This window comes from Sulfurovum sp. AR, from assembly GCF_000296775.1.
Classification (GTDB): Bacteria; Campylobacterota; Campylobacteria; order Campylobacterales; family Sulfurovaceae; genus Sulfurovum; species Sulfurovum xiamenensis.
In genome coordinates this window covers 157,920-178,136 of record NZ_AJLE01000002.1, presented here as the reverse complement: position 1 = coordinate 178,136, position 20,217 = coordinate 157,920, and the positions used below count along the sequence as shown (strand labels likewise).

Genomic DNA, 20,217 nt, shown 5'->3' with positions numbered 1-20,217 from the left:
ACTTTTTAATACATTTGTGTGAATATTTTATTATTCCTCATTCACAAAAAAGTATCTTGGGGTTTTGATCATTTCATTTTGTATTATGTTTGGATTGATTGAAAAATGAGGTGTGTTAAATTTCTAACTATATTATATCTCTTGGTTAAAAAAATCTAATCAGATACATATTATAAGATCGGTTAAATTTTGAATACATTAAAATCTGTGTATAACCATTTTTTTCATTTTTCATACAACACAATATAAAAGTTCTGATATAAGAAATTTTATACATAGATACACATCTACCGATTTTTATAAAAATGACTTTTTCAAAAACCATTTAACCTTTGCTCTAATTCATGAGAGAGAAGAGATTTACTTTTTTGATAGAATTTATATTATGTTAACCAAAGTATATTATTACTCCATAACATATAGTATTTGTGTATCTCTACACAAATATGTATTTATTGTTTTGCGCCATCTTTTGAAGTTGTTTTAATGTTTTATTTTCTAAAGATCGTTGTTTGATCTTTGAAACCATACCTACCAGATGATCATAGGAATGAAAATCAACATTTTCTTTGTGTAAAGCCTTTGTACTCAAATACTCCAAAACTTCTTTTCTACTTACAATCTTTTCACTCTCAAGATCTTCTATAAGTCCTTTCAGTAGATCTTCCACTTCTTCACTGACAAGGTTTTCAGTGATTTCATCTGCTGCCTCTTTCTCCAATCCCCTACTATATAATAATGATGAAATACCCGATGAAACAGAATCGTTTATATTTTGGTTATAGGTAACCGTAGTGAATACTGCATTTGCCATCACTGGATTCAAGGCCAATCCTGAAATGATCAGTGTCAAAGTGATAAAGTTTTGTTTATGCATTAAAAATCCTTTCACATATCATAGTCTAATAAGGTTAATGGATTTTATTTTTATTTCAATATAACTATACTCACGTATATACCTCATCTATCTCTTCTTCTTTTGACACATACTGTAGTAGATAATTCTTATGGAAATATGCTATTATTTGATAAGGGAAGAGGCAAAAGCATGAATATGAACAATTTTTTACAAAGTGGTTTTAAGTTTACGGGTGAGGAAAACCTTCTACAGTTTAAATTTAAAATGCTGAATTCTATTTTGATCATTGTCGCTTTTTTTTCTCTTCTTTTTGCTTTACTGAGTGACTTAGGTATGAATGATATAGGCCCTATTCATACCAAAGTAAATTATATGTATAGTTTACTGACACTGATGCTTATATTCTTTCTCAGACTCTCCAAACAAAATGATACAGCTGCATCACACGCTCTACTTGTGATCTCATTGATCACATTTACATCAGCACTTATTTTTGTACCACAAGATGAGTTTAGGATCATATGGTTCTATCTGTTGATTTTTGTTGCCTATATGATCAATGGAAAAATAAGTGGACTACTCTATACACTATCTTCTATAGCAATTATACTGATCGCCAATTTCACTATCGATCTGCATCTATCAGATGTAGCTATTCATTCAGCTATTTTGGGGCTGATCATAGGAAGCTTTTTATCCTTTATATATACCAATAAAATCATCAATTATGAAACCAGTTTAAAACAGCAAAACAGCAGTTTAAGTGTATTGGCTTCTACAGATTACCTGACAGGTATTATGAATAGACGTATGTTCAATCAAATTTCCGAACACTATTTTAAAACAGCACAGCAGGATCATTTGAGTTTGACACTTCTGTTACTGGACTTGGACCACTTTAAAAAGGTCAATGATACATACGGTCATCAGACAGGCGATCAATTATTGATATGTTTTGTTCAAACTGTCAAAAACCTATTAAGAAAAAGTGACATATTTTCCCGTATAGGTGGTGAAGAATTTGCGATACTTCTATCTCAAATAGATAAAAAAGATGCTTATACTTTGGCTGAAAAAATTCGTAAAGCAGTTGAAAATGTCACTGTTCACTATGAAGGTTATAACGTGTCTGTACGAACTTCTATTGGAATCGCCCAAAATAATGCAACAGACACTTCATTTAGTGATATGTTTTCTCGTTCTGATATGGCACTTTACAAAGCCAAAAAAGAAGGAAGAAACCGGACATGTTGTGCATCATTTTCAGAGAATGATATAGATTGCCCACAGACATCAGAGCAGGCTGAAATACTCAATTTTTCTATCTAAAGAGTTCCCAAAATTCGGAAAATTCAATAGTAAACTTATCGAGTCTTCGCTCTATACTCTCTTTAATATCCTCTGATTTGCATATAAAGAAAAAGGCACGAGGGGAATAAGGCTTGTGTTTGATAGCTATAACGTGAAAATACTTTTTTTGTAAATCATATAAGAGAGACTCTATCTGACCATTATGTGCAAAGCAACGACTTAAATGCTGGTAAACGATACAAACTTCAACAGAAGACAATCGATAAAAAGAACTGACTTCCTCTGCAAAAATATACTTCTGAGAAGAGGATTTTTGTCCATGATGCGCTTCCAAGGTAAGAAACTCAAAACGTTGTTCTTTCCTATTGCACTTAAGAGCCATACCATTGTCTGGTTCGACAGCTACTACTGGTACTTTACTTGAAAATGTCAGGGCCGTGTTTAGCCAGATAGTACGCTCTTGTAAAGACTTGGGAACTTTTTCATAAAAATACTTTGCATTGGGGAGTAATGCTAAAGACTCCAATTCTCTCACTTCACGTTTATCTCTCATAATAAGGTTTCGTAGAGAACCTTCCAGGTATTCATCACACCCTGTCATACGGTCAAAATAGTCTATATGTCTACCGTCATTATTCTTTTCCCCCTCACCTTCATGCATGAACCATATCTGTGCAAGTTCCTTTCCATGCATCGGACTCTCTTGATGATTGAACAGATAACGAAAAAGATGAAACTTTCCAAAGTCCCCGACATCTGCTACATATTTATCTTGCATATAAAGTATCCTTTTTATGTGTACGTTACTATAATTGTATTTCGATACTATTTGTTTCCTAGGATCTTTTTAAAGTAGTATACCGAATGAAAATATGTGTAGATTTAAAGTAGTCAGGGGTAGTACCTTCATCAAAGAAGGTACCCTCTGATCTTCCAAAAAGGAAATATTATAAGATTTTTATTTCAATAGTACCAAACCACCGGCACCATCTGCTACATAGACACGCCCATTCCAGACAACTACATCCGTTGCCTTACCGGATGTATTGGCATGTTGCTCCAAGATTGGATCTATTGTCTCATAAGAAGTTGCAGGCGCTGGACTTGTCCATAGATTAGACCAGTCAAGTTTTACAACCCCAGCATTTCCATAAGCTATATAGATGATCTTTTTACCATTTGTGGCACTAATCGCATCTATTCCAGCAGCACCACCGCCCCAATCTGAAAAATCAGCAACTAGACTGGTTGTATATGTTGCAGTATTCTGTATCTTGAAATAGCCTACTGCATTCGGACGGTTTTGTGATGGTGCACCAGGTCGACTAACATCATCTGGATTTTGATAATTAGGATCGATCAAGTCCGATATCCTATAGGCTAAAACACCAAAGCTATCATAGGTAAAGAAGGCAAAACCATCCAAAATCGTTACATCCACCGCTACACCATCTGCATTGTGAGCCTTAGGATCTAACTCTAGATCCTCCCACTTGATAGGCTGGAATGTTTTAATAATTGACAAATTACTCGGATCACTAATATCGATGACGGTAATCCCTGTAGCACCACCGGCAACGAATGCATAATTACCTGACAACGCTATACCTGTTGCATTATTGATACGATCACCACCTGTTCCTTTAATATTATCAACAATGATAGCAGCATTACTACCATCAGGTGTTTCATCTAAGTTGTATACAGTTACACCGCTAAGACCATCTGCTGTATATGCCAAATTTTCTTTCACTTCAACGTCATAAATCCTATCTTCATAGGAAATATTTCCAAGTTTGGTTTCTTCAATGCTGTGCTCGTAAATGTCTCCTGCAGTTGGATAGAGTAGCTCTGGAGCACCATCTGTACCCAGCACATCGACATTCACACGTCGGAGTCCCACACTCAGAGATGCTACCATTGCTGACTTTGTCACTCCATCATTGGTAACTACTACTTCATCTGCATGCGGTGTCGGATTAATGTCTCCTATTACACTTTCACTTTGCAGTGTATTGCCCACAAGTCTCACTAGGTCTGTATCAATGTTGTTACAACTTTCATCTGCTACTTTCCAGGCCATCATACCATGTGGACCGTCGGCAAGGTAGAGAATATTGTCATAAGTCCCGACACCTGCAGCATGACCCACACTGATCGCTGGTGCATCCAATCCAACTGGCGCTGCACCAATTTCATTCGTCGTTGCTAAGTAGTCCGTTACATTGAAGTCATACTGTGTTACTGCTGGTCCATCATACAAGTCAATAAAGTTAAGACCACCTGCTCCTGCTGCCATAACTACATCGGCTGGTGAAGTATTAGTATTATTTAGATCCATGCTATCCATAAGAGCCAAGGCATTACCATGACCGCCTACTTCACCAGTTGATAAGAGGATCGGTGCATCAGTAGTGAACGTCGGAAGTGCCTCATCGCCACCAAGCGGATCAGGAGTCATATTATAAGAGGTAACAAAATCATAAGAAGGTACATGTTCTGTTCCAGGATCTGTATCATTAACTGCACCCCAGTCACCAGTACCTTCTTTCCAAAATGTTACAGGATCTTCAGCATGGTCAACCACCATCAGTCCACCAAAATGGTCCGTAAAGAACACTTTGGTTGGATCTATTTTTGTATCAACTTTTACATCTACAACACCCGCATCTTGAAGCATACCAGCCCCCGCACGTGAGAAGACGGTAGAACCATCCTGATTCCCGATCAGTCTATCCGTTGGTCCTTTTACCGGCATTGCAGGGACATATCCTAGGTACGTACCTGTATTCCCACATGCAGCGGTAGTTGTATTGTAGTTAGAAACATCTACAGCTACTAGACCAGCCAAACCATAGGCAATATAGGCATAAGTATTGGCTCCAACTGTAGCCACTTCTACATTTCGCGCATCATAGTAATATTTTCCGTAGAACTCGAAATCAGCCCATGGTGTTGGAGTCGTACCATTAATCTCATCACTGGCTTGATTGAAATCTGGCATTCCCGTACAAATATCTGTAGATGCTATAGCTGAAATATCCATATCATAGAACCAGTCCTCACCATTATTGTTCTCAGTTGCATCTGTATAGAGATTATATTGTCCAACCTTTACTAAATTTACAGGATCGTAGATCCCCATTCCAAGAAAGCCTTGGGCTACAAATAGTCTAGTACTGGTACCTTCCCCATATAGTGTTAAACTCTTTGGACCACCCCATGGATTTTCACCCGCATACTGCAAGGTATATACTTCACTATTAATAAGTAAGGTAGCATTATCATCTGGACAAAGTATATGGTTGAAGAGATTATCCAAGGCTGTCTTGTGCAAACCATAGCCTTCATCACCAATGATCAACTGCCAGGATGGATTGACGTCAGTTCCTTCATTATAAACAGCAAGTGAACTAATAGGTGCACGGCTACTGGAGATATTAATATCAGCAAGACTTCCACTACCTTCAGCAATAGTAATACCTGTCTTTTCGTAATTAACCTTCACACTAAGGTCTGTCCTTTGTACCATAGCAGCAGGGTTTGTGACATCAACCACACCGATCCCCTCTTCTCCCATGGCTAACAACGCATAGGTGTTATTATTACCTCCGTATTTTACAATTTCTATATCATGAATATAACCTTCTACTTCCAAGCTACTATTACTTTCAGGATTATCAACCATAGTGGCATGCAGTTCATTCGCAGTGTTATAAAGCGTCCAATTAGAATCAGCAACATTGAGTAGTTCTGCACTTGTCGTCGCACCACCTATCCGTGTCTGTCCCGCAAATCCATCTGTAAAAGAGGCGTCTATAGGGGTGCTACATTTACTTAGGCTTCCGGTGCCGCCACCACCGCCACCACCGCCACAGCCGGTCATATAAACCATACCGCTAATTAAAGCAGCACTTAATACACCCGTGATTTTTAAATTTTTTTATTTAAAATTTTTCTCATTTTAACTCCCACCTTTAATATAAGATTATGGAAAAACATATATCCATATAATATATGCTATTCATTATTCATTAACAAATAGTTAATCTGTTATCCCCTCCGAAACATATTCAGACAGGAAGAAAAACAAGAGACCAAAGCCTTAGAAAACTTAAGCTATGATTTAATACTACATTTTACAAGGATCAGTATGGAATATAGATACATAGGAAAAACCGGACTTCGTGTTTCACCCATCTGTATGGGAACTATGACCTTTGGAACACAGTGTGACAAAAAAGAAGCCTTTGCCATCATGGATAAAGCCTATCATCATGGTGTCAATTTTTATGACACCGCTGAACTCTACCCTGTTCCACCTGATGCAAAACTTGCAGGAATCACAGAAGAGTGGGTAGGAGAATGGATGAAAACAAAAGAACGTGATTCCATCATCCTGGCTACCAAAGTTGCAGGGGCTGCAAGCGGCTGGTTTGTACCTCCTATCCGTCATGGAATGACCTCTATCGACAGATTTCACATTGAACGTGCCATAGAAGGAAGCTTGAAACGGTTAAAAACAGACTATATAGACCTTTATCAGATGCATTGGCCAGATACTATCGTTCCTATAGAAGAGTCATTAGAAGCTTTTGACAGGCTGGTAAAATCAGGAAAAGTACGTTATATAGGGACTTCCAATGACACTGCATACGGCACCAGTAAAGCACTGATGACTTCCCAATATAAAGAATTGGCACGATTTGAGTCTATACAGAACAATTTTTCTATGTTAAACCGTAGATTTTTAGATGAGCTTTCCACACTTTGTGAAAAAGAACAGGTTTCACTACTCCCCTACTCACCGCTGGCAGGAGGCGTACTCTCAGGAAAATACAACCAGGGACTCAAACCTGAAGATGCAAAAGGAAGATTTGCAACATACCTCAAGTCCCCTAACCAAAGACAACGACTGATGGCACAACGTTTCATGAACGTCAAGACATTGGCATCCACCCAGAAATACTTAAAAATAGCAGCTGATGCGGGACTGCACCCGGTCACACTCGCTACAGCATGGTCAAAACAGTTTGATTTTGTAGCTTCCACCATCATAGGAGCAACCCATTCAGAGCAACTTGATGCCTCACTTGCAGCGATTAACCTTACACTCAGTGATGAAATTTTAAGCGCGTGTGACAAAGTACATGAAGAGATACTCTACCCTATGGGCTAAAGTATCTCTATTTATTTAGAAGCTTTACCATTGTTAATAATGAAAGTATCCTGCATTAATTCTAAAGTTCCAGCACTATTTTTTGCTCTATATCGGCAGACAGTAGTCCAACCTTTCTCACCTGCTCTGATCGGACCGCATCTTTCTTCTTCCAAAGAATCCGGATATTGAAGTGTATTATTCCAATATTCATAGACTTCAGAAGGAACACCCGTACTGTATTTGCCATAAGGTTTTGGACCAAATTTTATTTCTAACTCCATTTCATTTTTTGCTTCTAAAGAAACAACTTTAGTTTTTGGTTTCTCCTCCTCATTAAGAATCTGAACATCAACTGGCAATGTACTTGGATTAGTATTGGATTTCCACCATAAAGGTTCTGTGATCCATAATCCGAGTAAAAGCAGTGCAAATAGTATATATTTCATTATTTTCATCACTCTGACCTTCTGTTTTTAGTAAATAGTATATTTTACCATCTATACTCTAATTTATCTTTTTTTCATCTTTCTCTATAATATAAGCAAATAAGCAGTAGTATAATATAAATAGATATAAAAAATGGAGGGAAACTATGTCTTTAACACAAAATATAAAAGAGAGATTGGATTCTTGGCTAAATATGCTAATTGAAGCCAATGGCGCTGACCTGCATATTAAATCAAATAGCCAAATTCATGCACGTATAAAAAGTGACATCGTTCTTTTATCTAATGAGAAATTAGATGCAAAGACCATTGAATCCATTGTTAAGATGTTAATGGGTGATGCTTATGAAAAATTTATGGAAACTAAAGAATTTGATGGTGCTTATGCACTTGATGAAAACTACCGTTTCCGTATCAACATCTCAATGAACCTTAGTGGTTTTGCACTAGCCTTCCGTCTTATACCTTCCTATATTAAAACCATAGAAGAGCTGAACCTCCCGACAGCCTTACACAAGCTCACTCATCTCAGACGTGGTCTTGTTCTCATTACAGGGACAACGGGAAGTGGTAAATCTACAACCCTTTCAAGTATCATAGAAGAGATTAATAGAATATATCCACGTCACATCATCACTATTGAGGATCCTATAGAGTATGTACACAATGATGCAAAATCAATCGTAGAACAACGTGAACTAGGCTTGCATACGAACAGTTTTTCTGCTGCTTTACGTGCAGCAATGCGTGAGGACCCTGATATTATTGTCGTTGGGGAAATGCGTGATATGGCAACGGCTGAAAGTATTTTACAAGCTGTTAATACAGGGCACCTTGTTTTTACTACGGTTCATACACTAGATGCCAGAGAAACTGTTGACCGTATTATCGCTATTTTCCCGAACGAAGAGCAAAATCGTGTACGTGAAACACTTGCTGCAACCCTGGAAGCCGTTATTTCTCAACGTCTTATCCAAGGGATTTCTGGAGAAATGGTTCCTGCTGTGGAACTCATGTTTAAAAGTCCTCAAATCCAAGAACTGATTCGAAATAAACGTGATCATGAAATCCCGGATGCTCTTGAAAAAGAACGTATCAGTTTTGATTCCATTAGCTTTAATCGTGCACTTTTTGATCTTACATTGGCAGAAAAGATCACTGAAGAACAGGCATACCAGTATGCAAGCAGCGCAGCTGATCTTAAATTAATGTTCACAGTCAGTACAGAGTATGAAGAGAAATTCCATCCTGAATCAAAAGATGATGCCCCTATGCTCAAAGAGGAGTGATCACAAAATGAAGGGAAAGAAGTTAAATACTTTTTCCCTTCATTTTTATTCTAAACAACAACTACTACTAGATCCAAATTTTTTCCTTATTTGAACTTTTATACTCACTTAACACTGATTTGTTATAATGATAGAAATGCTGTGAAACATTTGTCTATTCATATGTTTTAATAATTTGAAAGAGACTGATATTATTGCGATTATCCATTTCTTTCAATCTCATTTCTATTAAAAGGAGTGTCATCATGTTTGGTAAAAAAACAGCATATTTTCTTATAGTTTTCAGTAATCTCATGCTTATAGGCTGTGGTGGTGGTTCAAGTGGAGATACCCCTTCATCTCTACCTGATACTCTTCTACATAATGATTCTTTTACCACAACACACTTTAGCGGTTCACAGAATTGTGCACAGTGTCATAATGGTATAACTGATGCCAATGGTACAGATGTCTCTATCGTCAAAGCATGGCAAGGTACAATGATGGCCAATGCAGCGACCGATCCGCTATGGAAGGCAAAAGTGGCCACCGAGGTCAAAGAACATCCTGAGTATAAAGAAATTATCGAAGGTAAATGCAGCCGATGCCACACGCCTATGGCCAATGTAGAAGCAACCTATAATGGTGATACGGTTTCACTGTCAGGAGATGGATTTTTGAACCATGACAACTACTATTACGATGCTGCAATGCAAGGGGTCAGCTGTACACTCTGTCATCAAATAGAAAACACTCCCCAATTGGGTACAACTGAAGGCTTTACCGGTGGCTTTGTTATAGATACAAATAATACAGGTACTGATCGTAAGATCTATGGCCCATTTATGAATCCTAGAACTGGACCTATGCAGAATAGTGTCCAATTTACACCAGAATATAGTCCCCATATGAATGAATCCAAGCTCTGTGCCAGCTGCCATAGCCTCGAGACTCCCGTCATTGCTACAGATGGAACGATCACTGATGAGACTTTCCCAGAACAAGCTGCTTATACCGAATGGGAGTACAGTGACTTCAATGGAACACAAAGCTGTCAAGACTGCCACATGCCAAAAGCTGAAGGTAGTGTGGTCATTTCTACAAAAGGTAATAATTTAGCACAAAGGGCCCCATTCTTTCAGCACAAGTTCCTTGGTGCCAACACCTATATGCTTGAGATCCTCAAGAACAACCGTGTTAAACTAGGGGTTTTGGCAGATGAAGCAAGATTTAATGAGAGCATCACTGATACCAGAGAGTTTCTTAAGGCCGCAGCTGATCTCAATATCACACAATGGAGCTTTGAAAATGGCTTGCTCAATTTTGATGTTCAGATCACAAACCACAGTGGTCACAAGTTCCCGACAGGTTTTCCCTCACGCCGTGCCTGGATTCATGTGACAGTCAAAAACAGTGTCGATGATATTGTGTTTGAATCAGGTGCCATTAACAGTGAAGGTCAGATTACTGGTGTGGTATACGACACAGCAACCAATACCTATGAACCCCATTATGAGAAGATCACTGATCCTTCACAAGTGCAGATCTATGAAACGATCTTACAGGATACAGACGATAATATGACCTACATTCTCTTACATGCCCTGCATTATCTAAAAGACAACCGTATTTTGCCAAAGGGACTTGATAAAAATGATGTGAATTTACCTGAAACTATTAATCCACATGGTAAAGCGGAAATCGACAATGACTTTATTGGGGGGAGTGATACTGTAGGGTATGAAATAGCACTACCAGTAGACAGGTATACTATCACTGCTACATTACACTATCAAACACTCTCTTATGGTTTTGCTCAAGATCTGTATAAAAATACTGAATTGCCTGAAGTCGCTCTGATGAAAGCACTTGATGCCAGTACAACGAATAGATATGAGACTATCTCAACGGATACCGTATCTATAGTCCCATAAAATTAGTGGTACTGCGTAGAAATACCTAGTACCTATACTTCAAATAGCTCTCTACTAGGCAGTTGCATTATGCACTGCCTTTTTAGACGCATCCCAGGCTTCGCCTGTATCTTGCTTGATACCGTTCCACGTTTTTGAGCATCCTGACATGATCATACCTAGGCTCATCAAGAGTGCTATTATAGTAATTTTTTTCATATTAGTGATCCTTTTTTACGAAATTATAGCTAACTTTATATTATATAGTATTATTCGGCTGCATCTTCTTCTAAATCAGTTTCTTTTGTTGGTTTTTGAACCACTTTGGCAAGTATCTCAATATAACAATCTGTGGCACCGTCTGCTTTTACTGCATCCAGTTCTTTGATCAGTGCATCATACTCTACGACTTTTGCAGTATCAGGAGTTACACCAATTTTACAATCAAAGTCCCAGTAGGTGTTCTGTGCATCATCAAGTTTCTTTTTCTTTTCACGTTTTACATACTTGCGTATCTCATGTTTGACTGCTTCAAGTACACGGTCTTCATGTTTTTTCTCATCTGTGAGTTTAAATATTTTTTTCATAATTAATCCTTATTATTTGTTTCTGTTGCGATTTCTATTACTTTTACTGCTTTTGGCATCCTCACGACTACCGCTGCTTCGAGATTTGTTACGTGAGGTTTTACCGCTAGTTCCCCGGCCTTTTCCACCACCTCTTCCATTTTGGATAGGTTCAGCCTTAATGTTCGGATCTGGTCTAAAAGCTGGGATATCTACTTTTGGGATCTCCAACTTGATAAACTTTTCGATATTTTTGAGCAATTCATGTTCATCTATACATACAAGTGAAACTGCCTCACCACTCTTCCCTGCACGGCCTGTTCTACCTATACGGTGAACATAATCTTCCGGTACATTTGGGAGTTCATAGTTTACCACATGAGGAAGCTGATCTATATCTATCCCCCTTGCTGCGATATCGGTGGCCACAAGTACACGGATCCCATTTGCCTTGAAAGCAGCCAGAGCTTTGGTTCTTGCACCCTGACTTTTGTTTCCATGAATCGCCGCCGCGGATATACCGGACTCTTCAAGCTCTTTGGTCAGCTTATTGGCACCGTGTTTTGTACGTGTAAAGACCAGAACCTGTTTCCACTTTTTTACCTTAATGAGCTGTGAAAGCAGTTCTCTCTTTCTTCTTTTATCTACGAAGTGTATCACCTGATTTATCTGGTCTGCCGTTTCATTCTGACGTGCTACTTCTACCAGTATAGGGTCGTTGAGAAGTCCTTCTGCCAATGCTTTGATATCCGCTGAAAAGGTAGCTGAAAAAAGCAGCGTTTGTCTCTTTTGAGGCATCAGTTTCATCAATTTTTTAATATCATGGATAAATCCCATATCTAGCATGCGGTCCGCCTCATCTAGAATGAGACACTCAAGTGCAGAAAAATCTATACCCTTTTGTCCTGCTATATCAAGCAGTCTTCCCGGTGTGGCAATAACGATCTCCACACCTTTTCGGATAGCAGCCAACTGAGGATTTATACCCACCCCGCCAAAGATCACTGTAGAAGTGTAAGGGAGGTGTTTCCCATAGGTTTTAATGCTTTCAGCCACTTGTGCTGCAAGTTCACGTGTAGGGGTAAGTACCAAAGCACGTATCTGTTTTTTATGCATTTTTGGCTGTGTTTTAGAAAGTTTTTCTAGCAATGGCAGTGTAAATCCTGCTGTTTTTCCTGTACCCGTTTGTGCTGCAGCCAAGACATCTTTTCCTTCTATCACGACAGGAATAGCTTGTTGTTGTATGGGAGTAGGTGTATCATAGCCCTGCTCTTTGATCGCTTTTAAAAGAGGTTCAGATAACCCCAAGTTTGTAAATGACATTGTATTTTATACCTTATGAACGAGCCTACCATCTGTTATGAGAGGTCGGTCCTAGGCTAAGTTAGTTGTTTAAATTTGTTTGTAGTACCCCAAGGGCATTTTCCCCTATAGTCAGGGTAAATAGAAGTCGTTGACCGATGTACGCTTAAATTGTATGATATTATAGCGTAATTTTATAGTAATGATAATTTTATATTTCAGGATATTTCACATTTTATTATCCATCTGCAATTCTCAGTTTATTTGCTACAATATAATACTATCAAATAATGAGGAGACGACTATGGAAGATGAAGATTTTTTAAGACTTGAAGAAATTGTCTATAATAATGATCTAGAAGCATTTAAAAGAGAATTTGAAAATGGCATGGATCCTGATATTCAAAATATATACGGATGGACCCCGCTTCATATTGCCATAAGAAGAGACAGAAGAGACATGGTTGAATATCTTTTGGAACAAGGTGCTGATATTGATAAAGTAGATGGTGTAGGATGGACTCCGCTTATGGAAGCTGTTATGGATGATATGCCAGAAATATGTGCCTTTCTTATAGAAAAAGGTGCTGACGTTACTATCGCCAATAAAAGAGGTGGAACAGCTGGAATGATTGCTCAAAAATTTGGCCGTGAATCAATGCTAAAATATTTCAAATAGTAGATAAAATGTCAGGCAACCATTCTCATCATCACCATCTAATAAACAATTATAACCGCTCTTTTGCCATAGGCATTGCGTTCAATGTCATTTTTGTGATCATTGAAGTCGGTTATGGGCTGCTTGCTGACTCCCTTGCACTTATCGCAGATGCCGGGCATAACTTCAGTGATGTTCTGAGCCTTATGCTTGCATGGGGTGCAAGCTATCTGTCAACAAAACATCCTACGCACAAAAGAACCTATGGCTTACGAAAGGTCACCATCATGGCTTCTTTGGTTTCGGCGGTATTACTTCTTGTAGCACTAGGTGGTATCGCGTGGGAATCCATAGAACGACTCTCTTCTCCAGAACCTGTGAATGGGATGATTATTATTGTTGTTGCTGCTATTGGTGTGGTCATCAATACCGCAACAGCATTACTTTTTGTAAAAGGTCAGAAACATGATCTTAACATCCGGGCAGCATACTTACATATGGCAGCTGATGCAGCTATCTCTTTAGGTGTTGTAGTCGCTGGTATCGCTATTATGATAACAGGCTGGCTTTGGCTCGACCCTGTTATCAGTCTTTTCATTGTATTATTTATCTTGATCGGGACATGGAGTTTGCTGAAAGATTCCATAGATCTCTCCATCGATGCAGTACCACAGGGGATAGATGTTCAGCATATCAAAAACTATCTCACTGGTCTAAAAAATGTAACCGAGATACATGACCTGCATATTTGGGCACTCAGTACTACAGAAACTGCCCTGACCGTACATCTTGTAACGACCCATGAGTTGATTGACAATTGTTTCTTGGAAAAGATACAAGAACATCTTCATCATCATTTTGACATTTCACATGCCACTATCCAGATCGAAAATGAAGCAGATGATTACACTTGTATTTTAAATCGTGATGAATGTAAATTTTAAACCTTAAAACGCCAACTAAAGCAGGAGATCATAACACCTTTATGCAGCTCTAGAAATGGCTGTATGGAAGGTATTTAAGTGGTTTATATTACCTTTTTTAAGTTTTTCATATACAGATACCACATCACTTGGCATACCTATTGAGGCATGTTCGAGCATATCAACATCCGAAGCTCCAATAAATTCAGACATCTCCAATGCATCACGAAGTGAACTTTTCCCTTTTTCTATATAAGTATCATAAAGCATAGTTAAAACTGGTGATTCAAATACACCAATCACACTCTCATCTACAGATGAAGTATCAACACCATAAATATCACAAAGTTTTTTTGCACAATCCAAATGTCTCTGTTCTGTAATGTGCATTAATCTAAAAGTGTTTTCACTATTATAAATCTTACCCAATGTAATATAAACATCTCTGGCCACTTTTTCTTCTTGATAGATGAAAAAAAGCATATCTTTTTGTTCTTCAGTTAGTACTGAAGTTGAATCTGGCTTACTACTCATGATTACATCCTTTCTAAGCATTCCATTATTCTTTATTGCTTCATTATAAAAAAGAAGTATGAATTAAGCATGAAGGTCTTAATTGAGTTCAAAAACATGACAATATGACATGTTTTTTCTACAATTAAAAAAAATATATTATCATTGGACACTATCAATAAAAAGGAGCATAAGGTGGAAGGTATGATAAAAGTGATGTATACGGTCATGTGTCAAAATGATGTAAATGAAACAGTGAGTCTTGTTGATATACTGGCGAATGAAAAAATTCAAAAAGCCATTAAGGGTGAGTTTGCCAAAGGGCTGAGAAATCTTACTCTCTCTTGTAAAGAGGATACAGAGGTTTACTTAAGAACAAACAAAGTCATCTATGAAATGACCGTAAATAAAAATGATTTTGCAGACTTGTTGGTACTTGCTGAAGAGGATGCCCGTAAACATAAACGTATCAAAAAAGAGTGTGATGGAGTGGAATTGGTTGATATTTTAACCATTGACTAGACACAAGGGTTACTTTTTCATGTTATACTTAGTCAAAATAAAGAATGATAGAAGACTATGGCAAAGAAAAAGAAAAAATACTTTATAAAACTCAACAATAAAATACGAAACTATTTTAATGGACTCCCTTTTGAAGAAGGTGTAACTACACTGGATGAAGATAAACTCATAGAGCTTATTATGCTTCTTGAACTCCGGCTTCCCTCCCATACCAAAGAAGAGATGATACGTGCACTCAGACGTGTTTGGAGCGAAGGTGATGCAGTATCTAGAGAAAAGATAGTCTCTTACCTTACCCAGCGCTACAAAGCGGTACCTTATTCCGGAAGTCATAAACGTCCCTCAGATAAAGTAGAGAAGATCCTCCAACTCTTAGGTGATACTACCTACACCAAACATGAAGAGAACCTGATCCTTGAAGCATTCATCGACGTTAAAAGTAGCAAGATCACTGAAGAAAAGGTACGCAATAAACTTACCTACTTACGTATGAGAAGCCGACTTCATACACTTGAAAACTCCTTGGAAGTCGTGTTCAATTCCCTGAATGAAATGGAGTTCTACCATAGCTTTACCTTTGCCCTGAAAAGTTTTGACTTCAATAAACTGCTTCTCTGTACAACGCCAACCCTCAATATGGATGAACTCTGGAATTTGAACGATGAAGAGATCATCACTAAACTTGAAACCCTAAAAGAAGTGACCATCAACCAAAAAAATGCGGAGATAGAAACTTTTCTTGAACATGTTCAAGATGGTAAACATCCCTATCTGGCAGAGCAGGAGATCACCACTGCTCTCAAAAGCATGCCCCCAGAGGCGCTACTTTATCATGCACCTATAGGATTTGAAACTATTGAAAAGATATTAACAAAGATCAGTGATAAGTATGAAGTATTTGAAAGTACGGATCATATTATTATAGAGAAAGAGAAAAACGATGATCTGTTTGGTACCACCCTCTTTTACAATACCTCTGTTTCCTATGAAAAACCATTTATCTATAATCTCATCTGGAGAGGCAAAGAACTTCCTGTAAAAGAGGATATCAACAGGGTCAATGATGACCTGCTTGCGCACTTCAGGGTCGCCATAGATGATGTCATGCAGGATATGAGAGAAGAGAGCGATAAACTGGATATAGAAGATGAGAAACTGCATGAGTTCATTGTACGTTTTGTAGAACCGCAGGTACGTTCCTCGAATGTTCTGAAATTCAAAGAGAAGAGTAAAAGACGCATACTTTTTCACTTTGGAGAATACATCAGGCCTCTGCTTGAAAAGCAAAAACGTGAAGAGCTGCTTGCCAAAACCATCCGTGACTTTAAAAACCTTTTCCCTCTTGCACGTGAACTTAAAAGAAAGATCATCTTTCATGTTGGGCCAACAAATTCAGGGAAAACCTATGCAGCCATGCAAGAATTACAAACTGCGACTACAGGTTACTATCTTGCACCGCTGAGGCTTCTTGCTCTTGAGGGGTATGAGAACCTCAAAAAAGAGGATATAGCGGTTTCACTCATCACTGGTGAAGAGGAGATCTTAGACGAAGAGTCTACACATATCTCTTCCACGATAGAGATGATGAATGGTTCTGTTGATGTGGATGTCTGTGTCATAGATGAGATCCAGATGATCGCAGACCGCGACAGAGGGTGGGCTTGGGCCAATGCACTCATAGGAGTACCAGCAAGAAAAGTCATACTTACAGGATCAAGTGATGCACTTCACGCGGTCAAAGAACTCTGTGAGTATCTGGATGAAGAGTTGGAAATTGTCCATTTTGAGCGGAAAAATGAACTCACCATGCTGCCCAACCCTACTTCCATGAAGCATATAGAACCCCAAACCGCGGTCGTAGCTTTTTCCAGACGAGATGTTCTTTCACTCAAACAGCAACTCAGCGAAAAATATTCTGTCTCTGTCGTATATGGTAACCTTTCTCCTGAGGTCAGACGGGAAGAAGCCAGACGTTTTAGAGAAGGTGAAAGCCAGATACTCGTCGCCACAGATGCCATAGCTATGGGACTTAACCTCCCTATCAAGACACTACTTTTTTCAAAAGACAACAAGTTTGATGGCTTACGCAGACGTGAACTTCTTCCTACAGAAGTCCTCCAGATATCAGGACGGGCAGGACGTTACGGTTTTGAAGAAAAAGGATATGTAGGTGCTTTGGATGAGACTGCACTGGATACCATCACTTCAGCTTTTCATATGCCGCTTCCAGACCTTAAATTACCTGTCTCTGTCATGGCCAGCTTAGAACATGTCATGCTCATCGGTGAAATACTCGAAACAGATAATATTTTGGATATTCTTGCATTTTTTTCTGAAAATATGGAGTTTGAAGGTCCTTTTGTCGCTGCTAACATTGATTCTATGCTGGAGATAGCTGCTATTGTCAGTGAATACAGTCTGGATCTGAAAACACGTTATTATCTCTCTTGTGCACCGGCAAGTATCTCATCACCCTATATAGAATCCGTATTCCACCGTTATATCCGTCAGATCGAAGCGGGAGGGAAAGTACTTTATATACCGCCACGAGACCTTCCTGCTTTTGCACAGACCAATGACATGCTGCTTAATGCAGAGGACAGAGTAAGAGAGATCTCACTCTATCTGTGGCTCTCTTTCAAATTCCCGGATATTTTTCAGGATACTGACAAAGCTGTAGCAGCCAGAGTACGACTGAACAACTTCATCGAAAATTCTCTTAGACAAGGACACTTCACCAAACAGTGTCGCAGGTGTGGGAAGGTACTTGATTTTTCTTACAGATTTTCTATTTGTGATGAGTGTCATAATCAAAACAGAAGAGGTTCAGGATCTTCAAGCTATGGTGGCTATCGCGGCCGAAAACGACGCTAAACGATACTCTATAATTGAATTTGAAACAGATTCACAGTGATGAGAGACGTATGAAGATAAACAAAGTATCAAAAAAAGAGCAGCTCATGAGTATTGAAAATCTTGCCTATCAGATATGGTATGAACATTACACACCGATCATAGGAGAGTATCAGGTGGCGTATATGTTAAAGAAGTTTCAATCCGTTGAAGCAATGACGGAACAGATTAAAAATGGCTTTTTATACTTTTTAATTCTGGATGACAATGTACCTCTGGGATACATGAGTGTGGAACCTCTCCACGATACACTATTCCTAAGTAAATTCTATGTAACAGAGGCTGAACGTGGTAAAGGGTATGGACGAAAAATGATAGCCTATCTGGAAGCTTTGGCTCAAAAAAAAGATCTTAACAAAATTTCACTCACAGTCAATAAGTATAATAGAGAAAGCATTGCTATGTATGAAAAAGTTGGTTTTGTTATTTCCGGTAGTGTAGTCAAAGATATCGGTGAAGGTTTTGTCATGGATGACTATCAAATGGAAAAATTACTGTAATATCATAATCTACTATCACTGAAAAAGCATTTAATTGTGCCTTACAGAAAGAGCTAGATATGAAAAAAATAAAAAGGCACTCACAATGGCAGAAAAATTCATAGTCAAAGAGAGATCCAAACTCTTGGATTTTCTTTTTAACCACCTTAAAGGTTGGTCCAAAAAAACTATCAAACAGCGCTTACAAGGTTCCAATATTGCAGTCAATGGTGAGATTATTACCAAACATGATTTTTCTTTACATCTCAATGATGTGGTAGAAGTGGGTGTCGTTAAAAAAGCTTCGACACCGGTACAGACACTACAAAAGGTTGAGATCATCTATCAAGATAAAGATATCATTGCTATTAATAAGCCTGCCGGGCTTTTATCTGTGGGGAACACGACAGAAAACAAGCACCATGCCCTTGCCATACTGAGAAATCAACTCTCCCGTGGGAAAAAAGAAGTGAAGCTCTGGCCTGTACATCGATTGGATCGTGATACCTCGGGCATACTTCTCTTTGCAACATCCAAAGAGATGAGAGAAGCTGTCATGGACAAATGGAGTGACTCTGAAAAAATCTATCTGGCTATCGTTGAAGGTTGTCCAAAAGAGCAAAAGGGGACCATAGACCAGCCCTTAAGAACAGATGAAAAAGTCTACCGTATGCATGTAGGTAAACATCCCGATGCAAAACCTGCCATTACCCACTATGAAGTAAAACAAAGCACCTCTGATCGCTCTTTACTGGAAGTCAGGATAGAGACAGGAAGACAGCACCAGATACGGGCACATATGGCCTGGCTTGGACACAGTATCATCGGTGATGAACGTTATGGAACCAAAGGTGAAATAATGGGACTTCATTCACAAAAACTGACTATTATCCATCCTCTAAAGCAAAATCCTATAACATTTGAAATAGACGCTCCGAGGGATTTTTATGCACTTTTACGTTAAATATGTAATATCATTCATCTGATATCTAAACTACAATGCTAAAGTTTGACTCGTTCTTAACACCGTGACACTCTCTACTTTTCTACACACTTTTTTAAATTGTGGTATACTGTATATATTTTCCGGGTCAAGAAAACCTATAAAAAATAGTTTATCAACCCAAGAGGAGATTTCATGAATATTAAAATCATTTCTATCATTGCACTGATAGTGCTGGTTGTTTTGTTTATTGTTCAAAATATTGCTGTAGTAGAAATTACATTTTTATTCTGGTCTCTCCAAATGTCGCGTGCCTTGCTTATTTTTTTCCTGCTTGCTATTGGTATCGCAATAGGTTGGCTTTTGCATGCCCACTTTAAAGGTGACTGATATTCCAATGATATCCTATATAGAACACATATGGTTATGATGTGGTTCTC

The 20,217-nt window shown here is 38.4% G+C and carries 19 protein-coding genes; 11 read left to right on the top strand and 8 right to left on the bottom strand.

The features are described from left to right. Nucleotides 1-436 precede the first annotated feature (436 nt). The gene (locus tag SULAR_RS02505) at nucleotides 437-877 is read right to left on the bottom strand and encodes a hypothetical protein (protein ID WP_008242669.1); all 441 of its coding nucleotides are present in this window, start codon (nucleotides 875-877) and stop codon (nucleotides 437-439) included. A gap of 171 nt (nucleotides 878-1,048) precedes the next feature. Between SULAR_RS02505 and SULAR_RS10835 the strand changes: the two genes are divergently transcribed. Continuing rightward, nucleotides 1,049-2,188 (top strand): GGDEF domain-containing protein, encoded by a 1,140-nt coding sequence (locus SULAR_RS10835; protein ID WP_008242667.1) that lies wholly within the window; start codon nucleotides 1,049-1,051, stop codon nucleotides 2,186-2,188. Here SULAR_RS10835 and SULAR_RS02495 read toward each other — a convergent pair. Next, nucleotides 2,181-2,948: a hypothetical protein gene (locus SULAR_RS02495; protein WP_008242665.1), complete on the bottom strand. Its 768-nt coding sequence runs from the start codon at nucleotides 2,946-2,948 to the stop codon at nucleotides 2,181-2,183. The two genes, SULAR_RS10835 and SULAR_RS02495, sit on opposite strands and share 8 nt — an antisense overlap. A gap of 180 nt (nucleotides 2,949-3,128) precedes the next feature. Further along, nucleotides 3,129-6,065: a hypothetical protein gene (locus SULAR_RS02490; RefSeq protein WP_081501822.1), complete on the bottom strand. Its 2,937-nt coding sequence runs from the start codon at nucleotides 6,063-6,065 to the stop codon at nucleotides 3,129-3,131. A gap of 258 nt (nucleotides 6,066-6,323) precedes the next feature. Between SULAR_RS02490 and SULAR_RS02485 the strand changes: the two genes are divergently transcribed. Then, nucleotides 6,324-7,349, top strand: coding sequence for an aldo/keto reductase (locus SULAR_RS02485; RefSeq protein ID WP_008242662.1), 1,026 nt, complete (start codon nucleotides 6,324-6,326; stop codon nucleotides 7,347-7,349). A gap of 11 nt (nucleotides 7,350-7,360) precedes the next feature. On the opposite strand, the gene SULAR_RS02480 is transcribed toward SULAR_RS02485, so the two are convergent. Further along, nucleotides 7,361-7,786 carry a hypothetical protein gene (locus SULAR_RS02480; protein WP_008242660.1) on the bottom strand — a complete coding sequence of 142 codons (426 nt, stop codon included), beginning with the start codon at nucleotides 7,784-7,786 and terminating at the stop codon, nucleotides 7,361-7,363. Between the two features lie 137 nt (nucleotides 7,787-7,923). Here SULAR_RS02480 and SULAR_RS02475 point away from each other — a divergent pair, with 137 nt between their 5' ends. Further along, nucleotides 7,924-9,066, top strand: a complete 1,143-nt coding sequence (locus SULAR_RS02475; protein ID WP_008242658.1) for a type IV pilus twitching motility protein PilT — start codon at nucleotides 7,924-7,926, stop codon at nucleotides 9,064-9,066. 245 nt (nucleotides 9,067-9,311) lie between these two features. After that, the gene (locus tag SULAR_RS02470) at nucleotides 9,312-10,979 is read left to right on the top strand and encodes a multiheme c-type cytochrome (RefSeq protein WP_008242656.1); all 1,668 of its coding nucleotides are present in this window, start codon (nucleotides 9,312-9,314) and stop codon (nucleotides 10,977-10,979) included. 54 nt (nucleotides 10,980-11,033) lie between these two features. Here the strand turns inward: SULAR_RS02470 and SULAR_RS02465 are convergent, their stop codons facing one another. Genes SULAR_RS02465 through SULAR_RS02455 form a run of 3 tightly spaced genes read right to left on the bottom strand, consistent with a single transcriptional unit; the run spans nucleotide 11,034 to nucleotide 12,847 of the window. Beyond that, entirely contained in the window at nucleotides 11,034-11,177 is a 144-nt protein-coding gene (locus SULAR_RS02465) for a hypothetical protein (protein ID WP_008242647.1), read from the bottom strand. 50 nt (nucleotides 11,178-11,227) lie between these two features. Continuing rightward, nucleotides 11,228-11,545, bottom strand: a complete 318-nt coding sequence (locus tag SULAR_RS02460) for a DUF6172 family protein (RefSeq protein WP_008242646.1) — start codon at nucleotides 11,543-11,545, stop codon at nucleotides 11,228-11,230. Nucleotides 11,546-11,557: 12 nt separating this feature from the next. Further along, nucleotides 11,558-12,847: a DEAD/DEAH box helicase gene (locus SULAR_RS02455; protein WP_008242645.1), complete on the bottom strand. Its 1,290-nt coding sequence runs from the start codon at nucleotides 12,845-12,847 to the stop codon at nucleotides 11,558-11,560. 283 nt (nucleotides 12,848-13,130) lie between these two features. Between SULAR_RS02455 and SULAR_RS02450 the strand changes: the two genes are divergently transcribed. Both SULAR_RS02450 and SULAR_RS02445 read left to right on the top strand, forming a co-directional pair. After that, nucleotides 13,131-13,505, top strand: a complete 375-nt coding sequence (locus tag SULAR_RS02450; protein ID WP_008242643.1) for an ankyrin repeat domain-containing protein — start codon at nucleotides 13,131-13,133, stop codon at nucleotides 13,503-13,505. 8 nt (nucleotides 13,506-13,513) lie between these two features. Continuing rightward, on the top strand, nucleotides 13,514-14,428 hold the full coding sequence (locus SULAR_RS02445) for a cation diffusion facilitator family transporter (RefSeq protein ID WP_008242639.1): 915 nt from the start codon (nucleotides 13,514-13,516) through the stop codon (nucleotides 14,426-14,428). A gap of 39 nt (nucleotides 14,429-14,467) precedes the next feature. Here the strand turns inward: SULAR_RS02445 and SULAR_RS02440 are convergent, their stop codons facing one another. After that, a complete protein-coding gene (locus SULAR_RS02440; protein ID WP_008242637.1) occupies nucleotides 14,468-14,941 on the bottom strand; it encodes a DUF2202 domain-containing protein in 474 nt (157 codons plus the stop codon). 183 nt (nucleotides 14,942-15,124) lie between these two features. Here SULAR_RS02440 and SULAR_RS02435 point away from each other — a divergent pair, with 183 nt between their 5' ends. The 5 genes from SULAR_RS02435 to SULAR_RS02415 all read left to right on the top strand — a co-directional run bounded on the left by SULAR_RS02435 (nucleotide 15,125) and on the right by SULAR_RS02415 (nucleotide 20,167). Further along, a complete protein-coding gene (locus SULAR_RS02435; RefSeq protein ID WP_238536352.1) occupies nucleotides 15,125-15,442 on the top strand; it encodes a hypothetical protein in 318 nt (105 codons plus the stop codon). Between the two features lie 57 nt (nucleotides 15,443-15,499). Next, nucleotides 15,500-18,316 carry a helicase-related protein gene (locus tag SULAR_RS11000; RefSeq protein WP_008242632.1) on the top strand — a complete coding sequence of 939 codons (2,817 nt, stop codon included), beginning with the start codon at nucleotides 15,500-15,502 and terminating at the stop codon, nucleotides 18,314-18,316. 50 nt (nucleotides 18,317-18,366) lie between these two features. Continuing rightward, entirely contained in the window at nucleotides 18,367-18,855 is a 489-nt protein-coding gene (locus SULAR_RS02425) for a GNAT family N-acetyltransferase (protein ID WP_008242630.1), read from the top strand. A gap of 85 nt (nucleotides 18,856-18,940) precedes the next feature. After that, nucleotides 18,941-19,798 carry an RluA family pseudouridine synthase gene (locus tag SULAR_RS02420; protein ID WP_008242629.1) on the top strand — a complete coding sequence of 286 codons (858 nt, stop codon included), beginning with the start codon at nucleotides 18,941-18,943 and terminating at the stop codon, nucleotides 19,796-19,798. Between the two features lie 174 nt (nucleotides 19,799-19,972). Further along, nucleotides 19,973-20,167 (top strand): lipopolysaccharide assembly protein LapA domain-containing protein, encoded by a 195-nt coding sequence (locus SULAR_RS02415; protein WP_008242627.1) that lies wholly within the window; start codon nucleotides 19,973-19,975, stop codon nucleotides 20,165-20,167. Nucleotides 20,168-20,217 lie beyond the last annotated feature (50 nt).